23 protein-coding genes are annotated in these 19,090 nt (G+C 62.7%); 11 read left to right on the top strand and 12 right to left on the bottom strand.

All coding sequences use genetic code 11. The annotated features are described in order from the left end of the window. The first annotated feature begins 107 nt into the window (after positions 1 to 107). Positions 108 to 812 carry a GrlR family regulatory protein gene (locus V1278_RS24000; protein ID WP_028346387.1) on the top strand — a complete coding sequence of 235 codons (705 nt, stop codon included), beginning with the start codon at positions 108 to 110 and terminating at the stop codon, positions 810 to 812. A gap of 6 nt (positions 813 to 818) precedes the next feature. Continuing rightward, positions 819 to 1,505: a substrate-binding domain-containing protein gene (locus V1278_RS23995; protein WP_334382404.1), complete on the top strand. Its 687-nt coding sequence runs from the start codon at positions 819 to 821 to the stop codon at positions 1,503 to 1,505. A gap of 3 nt (positions 1,506 to 1,508) precedes the next feature. On the opposite strand, the gene V1278_RS23990 is transcribed toward V1278_RS23995, so the two are convergent. Next, positions 1,509 to 1,967, bottom strand: a complete 459-nt coding sequence (locus V1278_RS23990) for a DMT family transporter (RefSeq protein WP_334382403.1) — start codon at positions 1,965 to 1,967, stop codon at positions 1,509 to 1,511. A 121-nt stretch (positions 1,968 to 2,088) separates the two neighbouring features. Between V1278_RS23990 and V1278_RS23985 the strand changes: the two genes are divergently transcribed. Both V1278_RS23985 and V1278_RS23980 read left to right on the top strand, forming a co-directional pair. After that, entirely contained in the window at positions 2,089 to 2,238 is a 150-nt protein-coding gene (locus tag V1278_RS23985; protein WP_334382402.1) for a hypothetical protein, read from the top strand. A gap of 72 nt (positions 2,239 to 2,310) precedes the next feature. Continuing rightward, positions 2,311 to 3,015, top strand: coding sequence for a GrlR family regulatory protein (locus tag V1278_RS23980; RefSeq protein WP_334382401.1), 705 nt, complete (start codon positions 2,311 to 2,313; stop codon positions 3,013 to 3,015). Here the strand turns inward: V1278_RS23980 and V1278_RS23975 are convergent. From V1278_RS23975 to V1278_RS23965, 3 genes are read right to left on the bottom strand one after another with little or no spacing between them, the layout of a single operon-like run. Continuing rightward, positions 3,012 to 3,212: a hypothetical protein gene (locus tag V1278_RS23975; RefSeq protein WP_334368608.1), complete on the bottom strand. Its 201-nt coding sequence runs from the start codon at positions 3,210 to 3,212 to the stop codon at positions 3,012 to 3,014. The genes V1278_RS23980 and V1278_RS23975 overlap by 4 nt on opposite strands. Next, on the bottom strand, positions 3,209 to 4,312 hold the full coding sequence (locus tag V1278_RS23970; RefSeq protein ID WP_334382400.1) for a PepSY-associated TM helix domain-containing protein: 1,104 nt from the start codon (positions 4,310 to 4,312) through the stop codon (positions 3,209 to 3,211). The genes V1278_RS23975 and V1278_RS23970 overlap by 4 nt, the downstream gene beginning before the upstream one ends. A gap of 57 nt (positions 4,313 to 4,369) precedes the next feature. Then, positions 4,370 to 6,631: a TonB-dependent siderophore receptor gene (locus tag V1278_RS23965; protein WP_334384245.1), complete on the bottom strand. Its 2,262-nt coding sequence runs from the start codon at positions 6,629 to 6,631 to the stop codon at positions 4,370 to 4,372. Positions 6,632 to 6,944: 313 nt separating this feature from the next. Here V1278_RS23965 and V1278_RS23960 point away from each other — a divergent pair, with 313 nt between their 5' ends. From V1278_RS23960 to V1278_RS23950, 3 genes are all read left to right on the top strand, one after another. After that, a complete protein-coding gene (locus tag V1278_RS23960) occupies positions 6,945 to 7,115 on the top strand; it encodes a hypothetical protein (protein ID WP_334382399.1) in 171 nt (56 codons plus the stop codon). A gap of 117 nt (positions 7,116 to 7,232) precedes the next feature. After that, entirely contained in the window at positions 7,233 to 8,120 is an 888-nt protein-coding gene (locus V1278_RS23955) for a S1C family serine protease (protein WP_334382398.1), read from the top strand. Next, the gene (locus V1278_RS23950; protein ID WP_334382397.1) at positions 8,117 to 8,494 is read left to right on the top strand and encodes a response regulator transcription factor; all 378 of its coding nucleotides are present in this window, start codon (positions 8,117 to 8,119) and stop codon (positions 8,492 to 8,494) included. Before V1278_RS23955 ends, V1278_RS23950 begins: the two co-directional genes overlap by 4 nt. A 33-nt stretch (positions 8,495 to 8,527) precedes the next feature. On the opposite strand, the gene V1278_RS23945 is transcribed toward V1278_RS23950, so the two are convergent. The 4 genes from V1278_RS23945 to V1278_RS23930 all read right to left on the bottom strand — a co-directional run bounded on the left by V1278_RS23945 (position 8,528) and on the right by V1278_RS23930 (position 10,223). Then, positions 8,528 to 8,752, bottom strand: a complete 225-nt coding sequence (locus tag V1278_RS23945) for a hypothetical protein (protein WP_334368619.1) — start codon at positions 8,750 to 8,752, stop codon at positions 8,528 to 8,530. 12 nt (positions 8,753 to 8,764) lie between these two features. Continuing rightward, the gene (locus tag V1278_RS23940; protein ID WP_334368621.1) at positions 8,765 to 9,262 is read right to left on the bottom strand and encodes a hypothetical protein; all 498 of its coding nucleotides are present in this window, start codon (positions 9,260 to 9,262) and stop codon (positions 8,765 to 8,767) included. Beyond that, positions 9,259 to 9,483: a hypothetical protein gene (locus tag V1278_RS23935; RefSeq protein WP_334368622.1), complete on the bottom strand. Its 225-nt coding sequence runs from the start codon at positions 9,481 to 9,483 to the stop codon at positions 9,259 to 9,261. The genes V1278_RS23940 and V1278_RS23935 overlap by 4 nt, the downstream gene beginning before the upstream one ends. Before the next feature lie 290 nt (positions 9,484 to 9,773). After that, on the bottom strand, positions 9,774 to 10,223 hold the full coding sequence (locus V1278_RS23930) for a DUF2267 domain-containing protein (protein ID WP_028346376.1): 450 nt from the start codon (positions 10,221 to 10,223) through the stop codon (positions 9,774 to 9,776). A gap of 261 nt (positions 10,224 to 10,484) precedes the next feature. Here V1278_RS23930 and V1278_RS23925 point away from each other — a divergent pair, with 261 nt between their 5' ends. Further along, positions 10,485 to 12,107: an ABC-F family ATP-binding cassette domain-containing protein gene (locus V1278_RS23925; RefSeq protein ID WP_334382396.1), complete on the top strand. Its 1,623-nt coding sequence runs from the start codon at positions 10,485 to 10,487 to the stop codon at positions 12,105 to 12,107. Positions 12,108 to 12,110: 3 nt separating this feature from the next. Here V1278_RS23925 and V1278_RS23920 read toward each other — a convergent pair whose 3' ends face one another. Beyond that, positions 12,111 to 13,091, bottom strand: coding sequence for a glycerophosphodiester phosphodiesterase family protein (locus tag V1278_RS23920; RefSeq protein ID WP_334382395.1), 981 nt, complete (start codon positions 13,089 to 13,091; stop codon positions 12,111 to 12,113). A 151-nt stretch (positions 13,092 to 13,242) separates the two neighbouring features. Further along, positions 13,243 to 15,336, bottom strand: a complete 2,094-nt coding sequence (locus tag V1278_RS23915; RefSeq protein ID WP_334382394.1) for a methyl-accepting chemotaxis protein — start codon at positions 15,334 to 15,336, stop codon at positions 13,243 to 13,245. 161 nt (positions 15,337 to 15,497) lie between these two features. On the opposite strand from V1278_RS23915, the gene V1278_RS23910 reads away from it, so the two are divergent. Further along, positions 15,498 to 16,253, top strand: coding sequence for an SDR family oxidoreductase (locus V1278_RS23910; protein ID WP_334382393.1), 756 nt, complete (start codon positions 15,498 to 15,500; stop codon positions 16,251 to 16,253). A gap of 699 nt (positions 16,254 to 16,952) precedes the next feature. Here V1278_RS23910 and V1278_RS23905 read toward each other — a convergent pair. After that, positions 16,953 to 17,216 (bottom strand): hypothetical protein, encoded by a 264-nt coding sequence (locus V1278_RS23905; protein WP_334368636.1) that lies wholly within the window; start codon positions 17,214 to 17,216, stop codon positions 16,953 to 16,955. Between the two features lie 218 nt (positions 17,217 to 17,434). On the opposite strand from V1278_RS23905, the gene V1278_RS23900 reads away from it, so the two are divergent. Next, positions 17,435 to 17,674 carry a hypothetical protein gene (locus V1278_RS23900; protein ID WP_063830275.1) on the top strand — a complete coding sequence of 80 codons (240 nt, stop codon included), beginning with the start codon at positions 17,435 to 17,437 and terminating at the stop codon, positions 17,672 to 17,674. 19 nt (positions 17,675 to 17,693) lie between these two features. Here the strand turns inward: V1278_RS23900 and V1278_RS23895 are convergent, their stop codons facing one another. Further along, on the bottom strand, positions 17,694 to 18,125 hold the full coding sequence (locus V1278_RS23895) for a hypothetical protein (protein WP_334369274.1): 432 nt from the start codon (positions 18,123 to 18,125) through the stop codon (positions 17,694 to 17,696). A gap of 154 nt (positions 18,126 to 18,279) precedes the next feature. Here V1278_RS23895 and V1278_RS23890 point away from each other — a divergent pair, with 154 nt between their 5' ends. Beyond that, positions 18,280 to 19,068: an SDR family NAD(P)-dependent oxidoreductase gene (locus tag V1278_RS23890; RefSeq protein ID WP_334382392.1), complete on the top strand. Its 789-nt coding sequence runs from the start codon at positions 18,280 to 18,282 to the stop codon at positions 19,066 to 19,068. The last annotated feature ends 22 nt before the right edge of the window (positions 19,069 to 19,090 follow it).

Here is a 19,090-nt window from a genome sequence, read left to right as displayed (position 1 = left end):
ATGACACGGCGCTTTGATAGGTTTGATTCAAATACGGCGGTTCAAGGCCGTTCCCCTGCGTTATGAACCGCGCTAGACAACGAGCCGGGTTTGCCGGGGTGACGGCATTGTTTGAGGGATTTTACAAAGTCAGGTTTCAGCTTGGCGCGGCGGTCGGCCGCAGCGTGATGTATGCGCGCGGCGGCAAGATGCTGGGCGGCAATTCGGCCTTTGCCCATATCGGCAGTTACGAAAAACGGGACGATGGCGTCGACATCGTGATCCAGACCGTGCGCCACAACCCGGACCCGAATTACCGCGCGATGGCCGGCACCGACGATGCCACCTTGCTGGCGAAGGGCAGGGCAGACGGCAATCTGTACCGCTTCGAAGGGGGCTTGAAGGAGTTGCCCGGCGTGGCGTTCCATTCGGTGATGACGCCGATCGAGCAGGAGGCCATCCCGATAGCCGGCAGCGTCGGCAAGGGCGGCATCGTCAACGGCCTCTATTCCATCCACGTACGCCTGCTCGACGGCGTCGAGGGCGGCCTGACCGGCGTGATGCTGCTCAATGACGGGCGCATCCTTGGCGGCGACGCATCCTTCTACTATCTCGGAACTTACACCTCGGAGAACGGCCGCTGGAAAGGCCAGATTCTCAATCAGGAGCACACGCCCGCCATGGGCGAGAATCCCATCTTCGGCGGGCATGAAGTCGGCATCGGCTTTTCCGGCTCCTGCGACGAGCAAGGCGCGCTCCTGGAGGCGACCGCGCTCGCCGGCAAGCGCAGCCTTCGCATGACCGCGGTGCTCAAGCTGATGCGCCGGGTATAGCGGCCGATGGTTGATACCGTGCGCATGCTCTCGACGCTGGCGTTGAAGGGCGCCGTGCAAAGCCTGGCCGGCCAGTATCGGGCGGCCGGAGGCGCACGCATCGACGCCGATTTCGCGCCCACACTGGCGCTGTTGGACCGGCTGCGCGCGGGCGAGGCCTCGGACGTCGTCATCCTGACCCGCGAGGGGCTGGACGAAGTCGCGCGCGAGGGGCGGGCGGTCACGGAGACGTGCGTGGACCTGGCCCGCTCCTTTGTCGGCATCGCCGTGAAGGCTGGGGCGGCCCATCCCGATATCGCGACCGAGGCGGCGCTGCGCGCGGCGTTACTCGGCGCGCGCTCGGTGGCCTATTCGCGGCTCGGCGCCAGCGGCATTCTGTTTGCAAGACTGATCGAGCAACTCGGCATTGCCGCCGAGGTCAATGCGAGGGCGCAGATCATCCCGCAGGGCTTTACCGCTGAGAAGCTGGTGACCGGCGAGGCCGATCTCGCCGTCCAGCAAATCAGCGAGTTGAAGCAGGTCGGCGGCATCGCGGTGGTTGGAGCCATTCCACGCGACTTGCAAACGCCCGCGGTGTTTTCCGCCGGGCGTATGGTAGCGAGCAACAAACCGGATGAAGCGGACCGGCTGCTGCGATTTCTTGCGTCGCCTGCGGTCGCGCCAGCGTTGCGCGAGAGCGGGCTCGAGCCCTGAATTTCAATCCCGGATCAAGACGACACCGGCGATCAACAACACTGCGCCTGCGAGCCGCGCGGCGCTGACGGGATGCGGCGTCAGCCCGAACGCGCCGAAATGGTCGAGCGTCACCGCAGCGAGCACCTGGCCGGCGATGACCAGCGCAAACAGCGTCGCTGCACCGAGCGAGGGCAACAACAGGATCGCCAGCAGGATGAAGGCAGCGCCGAACACGCCACCGGACCACGCATACCACGGCACATCGACCATTGTTTTCCAGGACGGCACGCGTCCGCCGAGCGCGATCACCGCGACGATCATGGTGATGAGGCCGCCCGCATAGCTGATCAGCCCCGCCCAGGCCGGCGAGCCCAGCGCCGTGCGCAGACTGCCATTGAGCACCTGCTGGGTCGCGACGCTGACGCCAGCCCCGAGCGCGAGGAGGTACAGGAAGAAATGTTGCACGGGGGCCCCATTCATTCCGTGCCGGCAGAGCGATCCGGCATCGCAGGGCCAGAGACAACGCGAATAGCAGGACCGGAACAAGAGGGCCCGCGGCGCAATTATTGCGGACGGGGGCTCGCAAAAAGCGGTGCTTTCCATGATCCGAAAACTGCAATCGGGCGAATACCGGCTCTATTCCCGCAAAATCAATCCGAAAACGGGCAAGCGCCGTAACCTTGGAACCTTCAAATCGCGTGCCGCGGCGGAAAAGCACGAGCGCGCGGTGCAGTGCTTCAAGCGGCATTAAAACGCGGCTGGTTCCGGGCTTCCGGCGGTGCTAAGCCCCGCGAGATGATTTGACAAAGGCGGGACACCTTCGTTGCTGAACGGGCTCTACAAGGTCGAGTACGGCGTGAACGACGCGTTCGGCCGCAGCATCATGTGCATGCACAATGGCAAGCTGGCGGGCGGCAATTCCGCCTTTGCCCATCTCGGCACCTATCAGGAGACGGCTGGGGAAATTATCGGCGAGGTCATCACCCAGCGCCACAATGACGACCCCCACTACAAGCCGCTGATGGACACCGATGTCGCCGCCATCAGCGTGCGCGGCAGGCTGCAGGGCAACAAGATTCGTTTTGAAGGCAGCGCCGCGCCGCGGCCCGGCGCCCTGTTCTGGGCCGAGTTGACGCGGCTCGACGACGAGGCGCTGCCGCCGGTCGGCACCGTCGGGCCGGGCGGCATAGTCAACGGGCTCTATTCCCTCCAGCTCCGCGCGCTCGATGGTATCGAGGCCGGTCTGTCCGGCGTCATGCTGCTGCTGGACGGCCGCATCCTCGGCGGCGATGCTTTCTTCTATTACCTCGGGGCCTACGCTTCGGCCGACGGCCGCTGGAAGGGTGAGATCCTGAACCAGGAGCATACGCCGGCGAAGGGTGAAAACCCTGTGTTCGGCGGCCATGAGGTGGGCATCGGCTTTACCGGCACCTGCGACGAAGCCGGCGCTCAACTCGAAGCCATAGCGCTCGCGGGAAAGCGAAGCTTGCGGCTGGCTGCGACGCTCAAGTTGATGCGGCCCGCTTAGCCACGCTTGCGCCGCGCGAAAAACCACACGGTGAGGGCCACGGGCGAGCCAACGGCGATCCAGGAAAAATAACGGCCGGCGCCTTCCGAAAGCAGCGCCGTCAACAACCCAGCGACCGACAGCACCCCGATCAGCAGTGGACCGCCATACACGGTCCACCAATTGCCGCTGGAGCGCAACTTGCGTGCGTCGGTCATCGCGACGGCTGCAACGCAGGCTGTCCCGCGATCGCGTGGCTGCGGTGCTTGCGGCGTTTGACGACCCACAGATAGAGCCCGCTGACGATGACGACGATGGTCATGATGTCGAGCAGGGCCCAGATGATCTTCAGCGGCATGCCGCCATAATCACCGAAGTGCAGCGGTTGCGAGACCAACAGCGCCTTGAGATAGACCGGAAGATCGCGCGCGTCGGAAACTTCGCCGGTTTCGCCATCGAGCAGCACTGGTTTGAGCAGGCGCGATGTCAACGGCGTGTCTCCGCGCATGAACACCGCGAAATGATGCGAACTCGTGAATGGGGTGCCGGGGAAGGCAACGAAGGAGACGTTCATGTCCGGCGCGGCCTTACGTGCATTCTCAAGCGCTACATCAAGCGAGGCGAGATGGACCGGTGGCGGCTTGCCCGCGTAAGGCTTGACCATGTCGGCGAGTTCGTTGGCCTTCCACTGGCTCAGCATCACTTCCGCAAGCGTATTGATGACGCCGGTGGCGCCGACCACCAGCGCCCATGCGATGGTAACCGCGCCCAGAAGATTGTGCCAGTCGAACCAGGCAATGCGGCTCGACTTGTCCCTGAGGGTGCCGAAGCTCAGGCGCCGCGTGAACGGCCAGTACAGCACGACGCCGGAGACGATGGCGACCAGGAACAGGAATCCCATGGCGCCGAGGAACAGCTTGCCGGGCTGGCCGGCAAACATATCGACGTGGAGTTTGAGGAAGATCAGCATCGGGCCACCACCGACCGAGCCGAGCGGCTTGGCGGTGTGTGCATCATAGGCCCTGAGCGTCGCGGCATCCGGATCGCCGTCGACCTTGTTGTTGGTGAAGGCGATCACGTTGTTCGGCTCGTCCTTGTCCCACAAGATATATTGCAGGACGCGACCGGGATCGTTCGCAAGCGCCGTGCGGGCGATCTCGTCGATGCTCCGCTTCACCGCGCCCGGCTGGGCGATCTCGGGCTTTGGATCGTAGCCGAGCAGCTCATCGATCTCATGATGGAAGATCAGCGGCAGGCCGGTGATGCACAGCAGCAGCAGGAACAGCGTCGATATCAAGCTGCTCCAGGTGTGGACCACTGACCAGATGCGAACCGTTCTGGCTTTCAGGGCTGCCTCCCCGCCGATTGCGACGCGTTACCACTTGTAGGCGAGGCTTGCCGTCACGCGGCGGCGATCGCCGTAGAAGCAGGACGTATCGGACGCGCAACTTGCGACGTAAGTTTTGTCGGCGATGTTGATGAAATTCAGCGCCGCGCGCCAGTTTTGCCATTCGTAGTGGACCGCCGCGTCACCAAGCACGACCGAGGGAACCACCAGCGTGTTCGCGGCATTGGCGAAGGACTTGCCGACGTAGCGCACGCCGCCACCAAAGCCAAAGCCCCTCAACGGTCCCTCCTGGAAGGTGTAGTCAGCCCAGACGGATCCAACTTGCTGTGGCGTGTTGGTCGGCGTCAGGCCGAGCAGCGCTGGATTCGCGTCCTTGCTGATAAAGAGATCGTAGGTGGTGAACGCGCCAACCATCTTCAGGCCAGGTGCGAGATTGGCTACGGCCTCCAGCTCGAGACCGCGCGAGGTGACCTCACCGGTCTGGTTCTGAAGAACCGGCGTGATGCCCGGGACTGTCGTCGGCACGTTTTGCCGCTTCAGATCGAACACGGCAATGCTGAAATGGCCGTCGAAGCCGTTAGGCTGAAACTTCAATCCGATCTCGGCCTGCTCGCCGGTTTCCGGCAGGAACAGTTGGTTCGACGCGTTGAGGCCGATGATCGGGTTATAGCTTGTCGCGTAGGCAACATAGGGCGCGAGCCCGTTGGCGAAATTGTAGATCAGGCCGGCACGGCCGCTGAACTTGCTGTCCTCGCGGTTGTACAGCGTGGCGCCGCTCGGACGATCGGCCTGGCTGGTCGATACCCAGTCGTTACGGCCGCTCAGCACCAGCGTGAACCCGCCGAACTTCATCTGGTCTTGAATGTAGGTGCCGAGTTGATTCTGAGTCAGGAGGAAGTTGCGGAATGGCGCGACCGTGAACGGTATGTCGCCGACACCGTAGACCGGATTGAACACGTTGATCGAGGGCACACCGCCGAAGTCGAAGATTTGGTAATCGTCGATCCGATAGGCCTTCAGATCGAAGCCGAATAGCATCGTGTGCTGCACTGGGCCGGTATCGAAACGATACTCCAACTGGTTGTCCAGATTGCCCTGGTTGGCGGTGTTCTTCGCGTACCAATTGTAGCGGGCGAGGTCACCGGTGGCGATGTTGGAATAGCTATTGCCGACCAAACCGCGATAGGTGATGTCAACATGCGCGTAGCGCGCATTCTGCCGGAATGTGACGCTGTCAGAGAGGTTGCGCTCGAATTGATAGCCGATCATCTCCTGTTCGCGCTTGAACGTATCGACGCTGGGGTCGCCGACGAACCGCCTTGTCGGAATACGCCCAAAGGGCGCATCGACCACCGTTCCGACATACGGCAGGAAGTTAATGCCGCGCGTATCCTGCTTCGACGCCGAAGCCAGCACGGTGAACGTCGTGTCTGCATCCGGCTTGTAGGTGACGGACGGCGCGATGAAATAGTTGTTGTCGGGGGTGAAATCGACCTGGGTGCCGCCGTTCTGGACCTGGCCGACCACACGGTAGAATAGCTTGCCGTTTTCGGGCGCGGTCGCAACCGGGCCGCCAAAATCGAAAGATAGATAAGCATTGCCGAAATTATTGACGCCGGTCTCGAGATAGCGGATCGGCTCTGTTGGAGGCATCTTGCTGACCGCGTTGACGATACCGCTCGGGCTGGAGCCGCCATAGAGCACGGCGGAGGGGCCGCGTAGCACCTCGACTCGGGCGAGGTTGAACGGCTGCAATTTCCAGCTCGCATAGGACGTGTAGAAGAGCTGCAGCCCGTCGAGGAACAGGCCGACGTCGTCCGACTTGAAGCCGCGGATCAGGAACCAGTCGTTGCGGGTGTCGGCGCCGAACGTTCCAGCGACAACGCCCGGAGTGTAGCGCAGGATCTCGTCGAACTTGCCGGGCTTCTGGTCGCGAATCTGTTCGCTGCCGATCACCGACAACGACTGCGGCGTCTCCATGATCGGCGTGTCGGTCTTGGTGCTCGCCATCGAGCGGCCGGCGACATAACCCTGGACTGCGCCGCGCGGGTTTTCGACGAAGCCGACGCCGCGTTGCGGCTGCGGTCGGTTGGATTGCGCTGCCTGCGTTGCGCGCCGTGTCTGGCGCCGTTCCGGCGCTGCGGCGCGACGGCGAGCCTCCGGCGAGGCGACGACGACGGGAGGTAACGACTGCGCCCCGGATTGCGACGAAGAACTTGATTGCGCGAACGTCGACTGCGGCCACAACGCCAATACGGACACGGTCGCCAACGCGGCGATCCGGAACAAATCACGAGACTTCAAGGTTCACCCCAACCTGCGAGCACTCACGCCGCCTTCAGGAAGTCGGGCAGCGCAACGCGGTGACGCATACGCGAGGTATTACGATTCCTCTAATGGAATGGTTCTTAGAGGAGCTCTTAGAGGGCTTCCAGCAAACGCCCGAGAAATTGATTGATACAGCATCAACACTCGAAAGTTGTGACACGGGAGCACGCAGCAATACTAGTTCCACGGTGTGCGCCAGATCGGGAATAGGAACAGGTGTTCTGCTGAGGCATTAACAGCGCGAGCTGATGTTCGAAGGAGAACCCGTTCAGCCATGACCCGAATTCACGAGCCCAATGGCGTCGAACCCGAGAAGTCGGAAGACGATATTCAGCGTGAGCAGCTCGGACCGCGCGGCGTGCCTGGCGCCCCCGATCCTGCGAGGATGACGCCTCAACGGGAGAAGAAGACGCCGAAGTACATCGATCCCGGACACACGGCATAGGGCGAAGCGGGAGCGCTCGGGTTCGAGGCGGAAAACTCCTGCGGCCTGCCCATCAGGCTAGTTCCCGAACGCAATCTGAACTCCCAGATTGGATTCAACCGATCCAGGAGTTCTGTCATGCCCGACCCGACCGCAGCTATCCTTCCGTCGTTATCCTCCGCCCTTGCCGATGTCGTCGCCCGGACAAAGTCCGCGATCGTCTCGGTGCATTCGCACCGCTCGCGGGCCTCGGGCTTCATCTGGAAACCCGGCCTGATCGTGACGGCTGATGAAGCGCTGGCTGACGAAGGCGAAGTCTCAGTCAAATTTGCCGACGGGGCGACGCAGTCGGCCAAGATCGCAGGACGGGATCACACCACCGATATCGCGCTGCTGCGGCTCGATACCAAGAGTGATGCCGGCAATACTGCCTCCGTCGCGTTCTCGCCTGTTGTTCCGGATCTGGGCTCGCTGATAGTTCTGGTCGCTGCCGAGCATGGCGTTCCCACGGCGGCGCTCGGCGTCGTCTCGCTGGTCGGAGGCCGCTGGCGTAGCCTTCGTGGCGGTGAGATCGATGCCAGGATCGAGCTCGACGTACGACTGCGCAGCAATCACGAGGGGGGACTTGCCGTCAACGCCTCTGGCGAAGCGATCGGCATGGCAGTCCAAGGGGTGCGACGCATTCTCGTGATTCCCGGCACGACGATCGACCGGATCGCGGGAAGGCTTGAAACCCATGGCCGGATTGCGCGGGGCTATCTCGGGGTTGGATTGCAGCCGATCAAGCTCGACGATGGCGTCGGAGCGATGGTGATGAGTGTCGACAAGTCAGGCCCCGCGGCCGCCGCCGGTATCCTGCAAGGCGACGTGATCATTGGATGGAACAACGAGAAGCTGACCAGCATGCGCTCGCTGATCCGATCGCTTGGGCCGGATAGTATCGGGGCGGTCATCGACATTACGATTCGCCGGGCCGGCCAACCGCTGCAAGTCAAGCTCACAATCGGCGAAAGGCCAGAAGCGTGAGCGAGGAGACCTCACCGGTCATTGTGGTAGCTATCGAGATCGCCGATCCGGCGCTGGCGGACCGGCTCGCGTCTCTGCTCGGCGGCGTGTCCGGACTTCGTCTGGCGGCGCCCGGAGAGGCAGCGACGGTCGCGCTCATATCACGCGACGCGCCGACGGCCGTCGATGCGTCCGATATCGATCTCACGCCACGCGAGCGCGACGTGCTTGTCCTGATGGCCGAAGGCGCATCCAACAAAGCCATTGCGCGCCAACTTGGAATATCCGTGCATACCGCCAAATTCCATGTGGCTTCGCTGCTTGCCAAACTTGATGCCACAGGCCGCACCGATGCTGTGGCACATGCCGCGCGACTTGGCGTGATCAACCTGTGATCTCCGCGCGTGCTCGACCGACAATCTCGCGCCTTATCCGCGGCCCTTGTTTGCCGCGTGGTCTTTCAACTGCTCGGTTTGGGTCCATTTGCTGTCCTGGCCGCGATCGCGCGAATGCTCGGTCTTGTCGCGGTTGGAGAGCACCGCGTTGTCGCCGATCAGATCGTTCTGCACGTCGGTCATAGCGCCGGTCCCGGCGCCTTTGCCCTTCGCGCCAGGGCCGAGATGCTTGCCGTCTCCATGTGCTCCACGTGTCATAGTAACTATCCCCTATGGCTTTTGAGGCTTGTGGCCGGACTGGCCCGGACGATTGTGCTTGTTGTGCTGGCTTTCCTGGTTGAGCCCGCCGCGGCTTATCGGAAATTCCGATTGACGTGCTTGGCGCTTCGCTATTTTGGCGCCGCCAGGGTGCTGGGTCTGCGCAATCTCCTCCATCTGTCTCGCGTCGGGCACATCGGGCTTCCGTTCAAGAATGCGCATTTGCTGCTCGTGCGTCTTCTTCCCCTGCAGCGGCATTCGCCGCGGCCCGCTATCCCGATCGTTTTGCGGCGGCCCGCGGCGGCGGTCGCGAACTTCTGCCTTAGTGATACCACCCTGAGGATTCGTATCATTCTCGATGTCGCCCTCGAAGGTATTGGCGCCCTCGAATTCCTCAAGCTCGTCGGACGTTACCTGCGCCATCGATGTTCCCTTCGAGCCTCCGATTAGCGGATTTCGAACAAGATCGACGTTAGTCGGTCGGTTCAGTTTCACATGCTTGGTGCTCATGACGCGTCCTTCGATGCGGGATGGGTGCCGCCGCCCTTTCGCTCCGGCTCGTGAGTGTGGTGGGTGTCATGTTCGCCGCCGCCGCCGGACACCTTGCTGTGCCGGCGCTGCGGATCATCGGCGGGCGGCTTTTCGACGTGAAGCGGCGCCTTGGCGTTTTCATGGGAAGCACCCGGGCCGCCCTGGCGAATGCTCGCGCGCGTCTTCGTTGAAGTCGACATGGTGCTCGCTCCTGACTAGCGATCCTGCTGATAGCCCTGATGAGTCGTGTTCTGAGCGGTGTTGTTGCCCCTGCTCACGGGTATTTTCAACGCGGCCGCGGCCCTTCCGAACTTCATGGGCGTTGCCGGATTTCGGATCGCCTGTACCCTTGTGGCTTTGATTGTCCTGCGGCACGGGCGGAGGTCTGGTCATTGCTCGCTCCCGTTGTTGATTGCTTTTGTGCTGCAAGACAACGCCCGGCGAACATCAGGGTTCTTGTCGATCTTCGGAACCGCGATCAGATGCCGCATCAGGCCGCCGATGAAACCCGATTGTTACGGGGCCACAACGCCTGAACGTCTTCCGGAAGCGCGTGGCGCACCTTCTCGACCTGATTGGGATCGACATGATGGTTCAGAACGCGGAACACCGCCTGCGCTGCATCTTTGGAATCGACCGGTTTCTGCGAACTAAGTTCTGCCGAGACGATGGAGAGAAACTCGTCTGCCGATCGCCATGCCTTCGGCGTTTCACTTGGCCGCCATTGGTCGTAATACGTGCCGCGCACCAGTAGTGGGAGCTGCGCGCCGAGATGGGCGGCAAGATTGACCGGAACCCGGTCGCGGATGGTTCGCAATACCGATCCCAGAATATGCCACGCCAGCTTGCGATCGCGCGGCAGGTTGGTCATCACTTCGTCCAACCACGTGTTGGTGATCTGGAGCGTTCTGTCGAATACTTCGAGACCTGTTGCGCTCATGGGAACTCTCCGTCGGTTCAATTGGAGCTGACGGGCTAACGATGCCGGTACAGATCGGTTCGCAGCGCTGGAAGGTTTTACCGCCCATACGCGAGATCATTCGGCCCCTGGTATATGTCTCCTGGCATGCAGTTGTGTCGACAAACCAAAACACCGTCAGGTAGCGTAGCTTGTTGCGGCGGGAATATCTCGGAACCGCTTCCACAAGCACGCTAGATGTCCTAAGCAGCGGCCGCAGCGATTTCCTTCCTTCAGGGCCCAATGATCCGTCTCGATAACGTCAGCAAGCAAGTCGGCCACCAGATCCTCTTCATCGAAGCCTCCGCAGCCCTTCAGAAGGGGGAGAAGATCGGCCTCGTCGGCCCGAACGGGGCGGGCAAGACCACGCTTTTCCGGATGATCTCGGGCCAGGACCTACCCGACGAGGGCCAGGTCTCGCTCGATCGGGGGATCACTATCGGCTATTTCAGCCAGGACGTCGGCGAGATGTCGGGCCGCAGCGCCGTGGCCGAGGTGATGGACGGCGCCGGGCCTGTCAGCGTCGTGGCAAACGAGCTCAGGGAGCTCGAGGCCGCCATGGCCGACCCGGATCGTGCCGACGAGATGGAAGATATCATCGCGCGCTACGGCGAGGTGCAGCACCGCTTCGAGGAGCTCGACGGCTATGCGCTAGACGGCCGGGCTCGCGAGGCGTTGTCGGGCTTAGGCTTCAGCCAGGAGACGATGGAGGGCGACGTCGGCGCGCTTTCCGGCGGCTGGAAGATGCGGGTCGCGTTGGCACGCATCCTCCTGATGCGGCCTGACGTGATGCTGCTGGATGAGCCGAGCAACCATCTCGATCTCGAGAGCCTGATCTGGCTCGAGCAGTTCCTGAAGGGATATGAGGGCGCGCTGTTGATGACCTCGCATGATCGCGAGTTCATCAACCGAATCATCAACAAGGTCGTCGAGATCGACGGCGGGACGCTCACGACATATTCCGGCAACTACGAGTTCTACGAGCAGCAGCGCGCGCTGAACGAAAAGCAGCAGCAGGCCCAATTTGAGCGCCAACAGGCGATGCTGGCGAAGGAGATCAAGTTCATCGAGCGCTTCAAGGCGCGCGCTTCGCATGCGGCGCAGGTGCAGAGCCGGGTGAAAAAGCTCGACAAGATCGAGCGCGTCGAGCCGCCGAAGCGGCGACAGACGGTGGCGTTCGAATTCCTGCCGGCGCCGCGCTCGGGCGAGGATGTCGTCAGCCTGAAGAACGTCCACAAGGGCTATGGCAGCCGCACCATCTATCAGGGCCTTGATTTCATGATCCGCCGCAAGGAGCGGTGGTGCGTGATGGGCGTCAACGGCGCCGGCAAGTCGACGCTGTTGAAGCTGGTGGCGGGCTCGGCCGAACCCGACGATGGCATGGTGGCGATCGGCGGCAGCGTGAAGATGGGCTACTTTGCCCAGCACGCCATGGACCTGCTCGACGGTGAGCGCACGGTGTTCGAATGGCTGGAAGATTCCTTTCCGCAGGCGGGACAAGGTTCGCTCCGCGCGCTCGCGGGCTGCTTTGGTTTCTCCGGCGACGACGTCGAGAAGAAGTGCCGCGTGCTCTCGGGCGGCGAGAAGGCGCGGCTGGTGATGGCAAAAATGCTCTACGATCCGCCGAATTTCCTGGTGCTGGACGAGCCGACCAACCACCTGGACCTCGCGACCAAGGAAATGCTGATCAATGCGCTGTCCGAGTTCGAGGGTACCATGCTGTTCGTGTCCCACGACCGGCATTTCCTCGCGGCGCTCTCCAACCGCGTGCTCGAGCTGACGCCGGAGGGCATCCACCAATTTGGCGGCGGTTACACCGAATATGTCGCGCGCACCGGGCACGAGGCCCCGGGCTTGCGGAGCTAGCGGCTAGTTTCGCTTGCCGGCGAGCGGCGCGATGGCCTCAATCTCATCGGTCCAGATGCCGCCGGAATAGTTTTGCGGCAGCCGCGCGAACTGCTCCGGCGTATCGATTCCGGTAGAGAAGTCGCCGCCTCGGTAAGGGCCGAGCACGAACACTTCGCTATTGGCGGCTCGAATGCGGCTGAGGAAGCGGTCCGGCCAACCCCACAGCCATGGAGCAACGTTGATCGGCACCATCACCATCGCATTGTTGCAGGCCTGCGGGACAAGTCCGGTCCAACCGTAACCGATGTAGCCGAGCAGGCAGCTCTTGATGGTCGAACGCGCGATGGTTCGGACATCCGGCAGCCGCCGGCGGACCATTTCGACCGGCTCGTCGCCGCCATAGACCATGATCTGCGCCCGGCGTTCGGCGGGGAGCTTGGTCAGCACGGCTGCCAGCTTCTCTCCCTCGGACGCGTCCCGGCTCTTGACGTTGATCAGCAGCCGCTGCTGCGGAAAGGCCGCCAGTACTTCGGCGAGCGTCGGCATCAGGCCGATGCCCTTGCCGCGAAACGGAAAGGTCTTGCCACCATCGGCTGTATAGCCATGGCCGATATCGAGCTTCTTCAAATAGGCCATGGAGTGTTCGCGCGTGACGCCGCGCCCGTCGGTGCGGCAATCCAGCGTCCAGTCGTGAAACACCGCGAATTCGCCGTCGGTCGTCGGATGAACGTCGAGTTCGACGACATCGGCACCGGCCGCAAGGCTGGCTCGCATCGATTCGATCGTGTTCTCCAGATAGTGATGGCTTGACGGCAGCATTCGCGCCGCCGTGCAGGTGTCGTTCTTCAGCTCGCGCTCGTCGAAGCGCTGGGCTATGCCGCGATGCGCGAGCAGGACGGGCTTACCCTCCTGATGGGCGGCGAGATGATTGGTGTTGTTGAGGTAGATGGCTGCGCCAAAGACGGCGATCGCCGCCGCCGCATATTTCAGTTTCTTGTTCAAGGCTTGTCCCCGCGTACGAGGCGCACTGGCTAGACACAATTTCTGGTCGATTTGCGGCAGCGGATGCGGCGAGGCGCGAGACGCTGCGCATCGCGCCGTAGCCAACCGCGATTTCGTCCGCTATATCGGCTTTGCCGATTGACGAGCGAATTTACGCCGCCCGCACCTCCGAGAGGAAGCGGTTGACCTGCCCGGCGAGGTCCTTGGACTGCGAGGATAACTGCTCGGCCGCACCGAGCACCTGATTGGCGGCAGCGCCGGTATCGTCGGCGGCCTTCTGGACGCCGGTGATGTTGGAATTGACCTCCTGGGTGCCGCGCGCGGCTTCCTGCACGCTGCGGGAGATTTCCTTGGTCGCGGAGCCCTGTTCCTCGATCGCGGCGGCAATCGCGGTTCCGATCTGGTCGATCTCGGCGATCACGTTGGCGACGTTCTGAATCGCCGTCACGGTCTGATCGCTCGCCGCCTGAATCGACGCGATCTGCTCGGAGATTTCCGTGGTCGCCTTGGCAGTCTGGCCGGCCAGCGATTTGACTTCGGAAGCGACGACCGCAAAGCCACGGCCGGCATCGCCGGCGCGCGCGGCCTCGATCGTCGCGTTCAGTGCCAGCAGGTTGGTCTGCGCGGCAATGCTCTGGATCAGCGTCACGACGTCGCCGATCTTCTGCGCGCCCTCGGCGAGCGAGCGGGCGGTCTCGCCGGTGCGCCGCGCATTATCGACGGCGCGGGCGGCGATTTCGGTCGATTGCGCGACCTGGCGGCCGATCTCGGAGATCGAGGAGGTCAATTCTTCGGTGGCGCTGGCAACCGTCTGCACGTTGGCCGAGGTCTGCTCGGAAGCGGCGGCAACGATCGCCGCCTGGCGGTTGGTGGCGGTCGCCGTCGACGACATCGACTGCGCGGTGTCTTCCATGACGGACGAGGCGGCCGAAAGTCCGCCCACGAGTTCGGTGACCTTGGCTTCGAACACGCGCGTGAGTTCGTCAAGCACCTGGGCGCGGCGCATCTTGCCGTCGTTCTCGGCGGCCTTCTCGGCGGCCTTCTCGGCGGCAAGACGTTCCGCCTCGATCATGTTGTCCTTGAAAACGCGCACCGCCGATGCCATCGCGCCGATCTCGTCGCCGCGGCCGGCGCCGGCGATTTCACCGGATACGTCGCCGCTGGCCAGCCGCGACATGGTGGTGGTGAGGTCGACGATCGGCATGCAGACGCGGCGGCGCACCATCACGATCAGCGTGGCGCTGGCGGCGACAACCGCGATCAGGCCCGCCAGCGCGATGAGGAAGCTGAAGCGCGCGGAGGAATAGGCCTCACCGAGCACCTGCTCGGCGTTGTCGTAGAACGCGTCGCGGACCGTAATGATGGACGCAAGACCGAGTTGAGTCTCCGCGTAGTAGGTTTCCATATCATGTTCATACTTGCCACTGATGGCGCCATCCTTGACGAGCTTCAGCTCTTTGCCGAAGCGATCGACATAGGCCGCGTTCATCTTGTCGAGCGCCGCGGCCACATTAGCCGGCGTAGAGGGATTGCCGCGCAATTCCTGCAGCGACATCAGAATCTGATCGTTTCTCCCTTGCGAGCGGCTGATCTCCATCTTCTCGGCTTCGGTGGCTACCCGGTTGGCGCCGATGAGATTCTTGTGCAGGCTGGAGTTGAGACCGCCGACGTCGCGTAGCGTCCAGGCGACGTTGGCGTAGCTTGCCTGCCGGTAGGCCGTGCCGTCGAGCAGCGCGATCTTGCGCACCTGCTCGTCGAGCAGCGTCGTGACAGCCTTGTTGAAGACGGAGTTGTCGGAGACGATTTTCCTGGCAGCATCGCGGCGGGCTTCCGGCGGACCGGTGAGGGCCTTGTCGATGGCTGCGCGCAGCGCGGCGAACTGGGTATTCAGGGCATCGATGCTGCTTCCGACGGCAGCACTGTCTTCGATCGCGCCCGCCAAGGTCGCCTTGACCCGGTTCATCTTGTCGCGCGCCCCATCGGTGTTCTTGCGATATTTGTCGAGTTCGGCGAGCAGTTTCGGATCCACGGTAGGAGGTCCGAACATGATGTTGGTGGCAAAGCCGCGCTCGGGATTCATGTAGCGCGGGATGTCGCCGACCGCACGCACCACCTCCAGCCGGCTCTGCGCGACCGAGACCTTGTCCATGGTCTGGTACTTCGAAACCGCCACATAGACGGCGAGGCCGCCGCCGACGGCGGAAAGCGAAACGATGGCAGCGGTGAGGAGGGTACCGATTTTCATGGGATTTTAGGCCATTTGCGCTGGTAACGGATGTGCGGACTGCCAGTATAGGTGGTGCAAATTAATCCAGGGTTACGGTTGCACGTGTCACACCGACCCGTTCCAGTTGGTCTTGGCGATGGCGCGTGGTGCCGCGGCCTTAACGACAGAGGAGCGAGGAAATGAAGATCGTCATTATCGGCGGTACAGGTCTGATCGGTTCGAAATTGGCCCCGTTGCTCGCCTCGCGCGGTCATGAGGTGTTGCAGGCGTCCCCGAGCAGGGGGATCAACGCCGTGACCGGGGAGGGGCTGCAGCCGGCGCTCGTGGGAGCCGACATTGTCGTCGACGTCTCGAATTCGCCCTCGTTCGAGGACAAGGCGGTGCTGCACTTCTTCGAGAACGGAACACGCAACCTGATTGCGGCGGCGAAACAGGCCGGTGTGCGGCACTGCATTGCGCTGTCGATCGTCGGTACCGACCGGCTTGAGAGCAGCGGGTATTTCCGCGCCAAGCTGGCGCAGGAGCGGCTGATCGAAAATTCCGGGCTGGCCTACACGATCCTGCGCGCCACCCAGTTCTTCGAATTCATCGGTGGAATCGCGGACTACGGGCGCAGGGACGGCGAGGTTCACGTTTCCAGCCAGTTGATGCAGCCATTGTTGTCCGATGAGGTCGCGCAAGCGCTGGCCGACGTGACGCTCGGCGAGCCTGCCAACGGCATATGCGAGGTCGCGGGTCCCGAAGCGGCGCCGCTTGCGGATTTCGTCGGCCGCTGGCTCCGCAAGCAAGGCGATACCAGCAAGATCGTGGCGGGCGTAGACGTGCCGTATTTCGGCGCGCCACTCGCGTTGCGCACGCTGGTGCCGGACGACGGCGCGCGGATCATGCCGACGCGTTTCGACGATTGGCTGGGTAGGACTGTCAAAATGGCGTGAGCTGTCCGAAGTTATATCGTCGTCCCTGCGAACGCAGGGACCCATAGCCACCGCTCTCGCTTGCCGATGGGATAGCGGGCCCCAGCTTCGCGTCACAATCAACATTTGTGGTTATGGGTCCCTGCGTTCGCAGGGACGACGTGACATCGCGATCTCGCGGTGCATTGCGCCCGAGGTTTGCTATCAACTTCCGGCCCTCCTGATTCAGAGGGCGCAGGGAAGACCGGATGCTTGCCGCACCCGCGGTCTCGTGTGCAAAGTGCGCAAAAGAACACGCACACGAGCATACAGGTACAGCGGGAGCATCCCGGCCTTCCCTGCGCAATGGCTTTACGGCTTATGCCGTGCTCCCCGGCGAACGGCTCTTTTGCCACCGTCGCTGCGCGAGAATAGCCCCACGCAACTTAATGCCAGCACCGCGACATCAGGACCACACGACTTCGCCGTACGCTTCCTGCGCGTACGTCTAGCGCGCATTCAGCGTCCACCGCATCTCACCGCACGTTCGTGACGATCGCGAAGCGCCCCTCCATCGGGTGAGACGGACGGAGTTATGCGACTGATTTGCCCCTCGCGTTAAGCGAAATATTTTAGATTCTTTTTGATTCCTGGGCTTGACGCCATTTCTGAAAATCAGAAGTGATTTGCCTGCGGCGGATTGCACTGGAGGTCCGGCTCCATCAGTCGCCGGCTCAGCACTCAGCGCGTTTCCTCTTCCGCGTTCTTCGATGCGGATTTCGGCTGCGGCGCCTTTGAACCCGTTTCCTGACAGGGCAGTTGCGTCCATGAGCCGTCGGTCGCCTGCTGATAGGCATGGCAGGAGGCGGAAGCGGGCGCTTCGCTCGTCTTTGCCGGTTGGGAATTCGTGTTGGAGTTCGTGTTGGAGTTTCTGGCGAGCGTCGGCGCTGCCAAAGTGAGGAGGGCGGCCGCCGAACCGAAAAAGATCGCTTGCCCTAACCGCATGGGAAATTCTCCTTTGTCGAAAACAATGTGTTCTTCCTAAAAAGGATTGTGGAATTTTTTGGGAATGCCGATGGAGGTACCGGCACTTGCTTAACGTTTTGCAAACGCCTGAAGGCCGCCGATGCGCTGCAGCGCAAGGCGAATTCTATTCTCGCGGTATGGAACCAGTTTCTTCGGCCGTGCGTTGGCTTGGCATCATGCCGAGAGGCACGGCCTCCATGCGTCGGGAAAAGTCACTCTTCAATGCGCTGCTCACCCATTTTCTGATGGGCGTGGCGCTTGGACTAACGCTGGTCCTGTTGCTCGGCCTCATCGATGCCTTCCATGTCAGAGACCTCGTCGCCAAGAGCGGCGCACCTGTTCAGACCACGGTGATGCTGGTGACAACCTACGGGCTAATGTTCGGCATCGGCGCGGCGCTGACCGGTTTGGTGTTGACGCTGGAAGACGAGAGCTGAGGTCGGACGGAGCGCTCGATCAGCGGCGCAGGCGGGCCATCGTACCGGCGGTAATCTGCATGGCGACGCCGACCACCCATCCGGCCATGATCATCCAAATCCATGCCAAATGCGGATCGTGGCGCAGCACGATTAGGCCGACGCAAGCGAACGCCGACAACGCCGCGAGGAAGGTCCCGATGGAGCTTAGCAGGTCCGGCGTGTCCACTCTGTCGACCCAGGCGTCATCGGGAGGCCGGTCGTTCGACGCGGTGACGCGCAGCGGCGTATCGATTCCGAGATAAAAGCCGATGGCGCCACCGACCATCATCAGCAGCAGGAACGCCTGATTGGTGAGTGCGGCGTGGCTCGTCCCTACCAGAGCCGCCACAAACAACCCGCTCGCCGCGCCTGCCATGGCAAGCCCGACGCGTTCCAGAACGTGGGCGACCTTTCGAACGCGGGTTTGCATGACGGTGAGCCCGCCCATTATGAAAGGGAGCTTAAGACGGTTTCAGGCAAGGTGAAAGCAACCTAGCGATGCAGATGGCGCGCCGAATTGATACAGCGCAAGATGCGGTCGGTCTGTAGAATTGGCTATGCCTGTTTCGATGGGAGACGCGAACATGAGCCTGTTGGGTATGCCATTCGATCCCGCGCGCGAGGCCGCGCTCGTCACCGGCGCGGGCAACGGGATCGGCCGCGCAATTGCGCAGGCGCTGGTGGGCGAGGGCGTCCGCACGGTGTTTGCCGATGTGAACCGGGACACGGTTACGGCGGCAGCCAACGCGTCGCCGCGGCCGGAGCTGGCACTGCCCTGGGTCGGTGATCTCGCCGATCCCGCGGCGCGCGAGGCGCTGCTGGCTGACGCCGCGTCTGCCGTCGGGCGCGTGACGCATTTCGTGCACAGCGCCTCGCCACCGCGGCGCGAAGCCGATCATGCGCTCGGCGTCACCACGGAGATTTGGGCGCAGATGCACGCGGTGAATCTGGACGCCGGATTCCACCTCTGCCGCGAACTGGCGCGCAAGCTGATCGCCGACAAGACGCCCGGCTCGTTCCTGCTGCTGACCTCGCTGCATGCCGGCACGCCGCGCAACCTGCCGCATTACTCGACGGCGAAGGCGGGGCTTTCGATGCTGGTGAAGGAATTGGCCAAGACGTTCGGCCGCTTCAACATTCGCGTCAACGCCTTGGTGCCGGGCGCGATTGCGGCCGGCGGCTTCGTCGCCGATCCCGCGCTCGCAAGACACATTCCGCTCGGCCGGCTAGGCCAGGCCGAAGACCTTGCGCCGCTGGCGCTGGCGGTGCTGTCGAACCGGATATCGGCCTATGTCACGGGCGCGGCGATCGCGATCGATGGCGGGCTGTCGCTGACGAACTGGTTCGAGCCGCCAGAGTTGGGGGATTTGTGAGAGGGCTGTAGGGTGGGCAAAG

Source organism: Bradyrhizobium sp. AZCC 1577 (assembly GCF_036924575.1).
GTDB lineage: Bacteria > Pseudomonadota > Alphaproteobacteria > Rhizobiales > Xanthobacteraceae > Bradyrhizobium.
Note: the sequence above shows the minus strand (reverse complement) of the source record. Positions and strands in the feature narration are given on the sequence as shown.

What these genes read in the sequence shown, in the direction of transcription:
- V1278_RS23995 (WP_334382404.1), top strand. Translation starts at nt 819, where the DNA reads ATGGTTGATACCGTGCGCATGCTCTCGACGCTGGCGTTGAAGGGCGCC.
- V1278_RS23990 (WP_334382403.1), bottom strand. Translation starts at nt 1,967, where the DNA reads ATGAATGGGGCCCCCGTGCAACATTTCTTCCTGTACCTCCTCGCGCTC.
- V1278_RS23985 (WP_334382402.1), top strand. Translation starts at nt 2,089, where the DNA reads ATGATCCGAAAACTGCAATCGGGCGAATACCGGCTCTATTCCCGCAAA.
- V1278_RS23975 (WP_334368608.1), bottom strand. Translation starts at nt 3,212, where the DNA reads ATGACCGACGCACGCAAGTTGCGCTCCAGCGGCAATTGGTGGACCGTG.
- V1278_RS23960 (WP_334382399.1), top strand. Translation starts at nt 6,945, where the DNA reads ATGACCCGAATTCACGAGCCCAATGGCGTCGAACCCGAGAAGTCGGAA.
- V1278_RS23955 (WP_334382398.1), top strand. Translation starts at nt 7,233, where the DNA reads ATGCCCGACCCGACCGCAGCTATCCTTCCGTCGTTATCCTCCGCCCTT.
- V1278_RS23945 (WP_334368619.1), bottom strand. Translation starts at nt 8,752, where the DNA reads ATGACACGTGGAGCACATGGAGACGGCAAGCATCTCGGCCCTGGCGCG.
- V1278_RS23940 (WP_334368621.1), bottom strand. Translation starts at nt 9,262, where the DNA reads ATGAGCACCAAGCATGTGAAACTGAACCGACCGACTAACGTCGATCTT.
- V1278_RS23935 (WP_334368622.1), bottom strand. Translation starts at nt 9,483, where the DNA reads ATGTCGACTTCAACGAAGACGCGCGCGAGCATTCGCCAGGGCGGCCCG.
- V1278_RS23930 (WP_028346376.1), bottom strand. Translation starts at nt 10,223, where the DNA reads ATGAGCGCAACAGGTCTCGAAGTATTCGACAGAACGCTCCAGATCACC.
- V1278_RS23925 (WP_334382396.1), top strand. Translation starts at nt 10,485, where the DNA reads ATGATCCGTCTCGATAACGTCAGCAAGCAAGTCGGCCACCAGATCCTC.
- V1278_RS23915 (WP_334382394.1), bottom strand. Translation starts at nt 15,336, where the DNA reads ATGAAAATCGGTACCCTCCTCACCGCTGCCATCGTTTCGCTTTCCGCC.
- V1278_RS23910 (WP_334382393.1), top strand. Translation starts at nt 15,498, where the DNA reads ATGAAGATCGTCATTATCGGCGGTACAGGTCTGATCGGTTCGAAATTG.
- V1278_RS23905 (WP_334368636.1), bottom strand. Translation starts at nt 17,216, where the DNA reads ATGCGGTTAGGGCAAGCGATCTTTTTCGGTTCGGCGGCCGCCCTCCTC.
- V1278_RS23900 (WP_063830275.1), top strand. Translation starts at nt 17,435, where the DNA reads ATGCGTCGGGAAAAGTCACTCTTCAATGCGCTGCTCACCCATTTTCTG.
- V1278_RS23895 (WP_334369274.1), bottom strand. Translation starts at nt 18,125, where the DNA reads ATGCAAACCCGCGTTCGAAAGGTCGCCCACGTTCTGGAACGCGTCGGG.
- V1278_RS23890 (WP_334382392.1), top strand. Translation starts at nt 18,280, where the DNA reads ATGAGCCTGTTGGGTATGCCATTCGATCCCGCGCGCGAGGCCGCGCTC.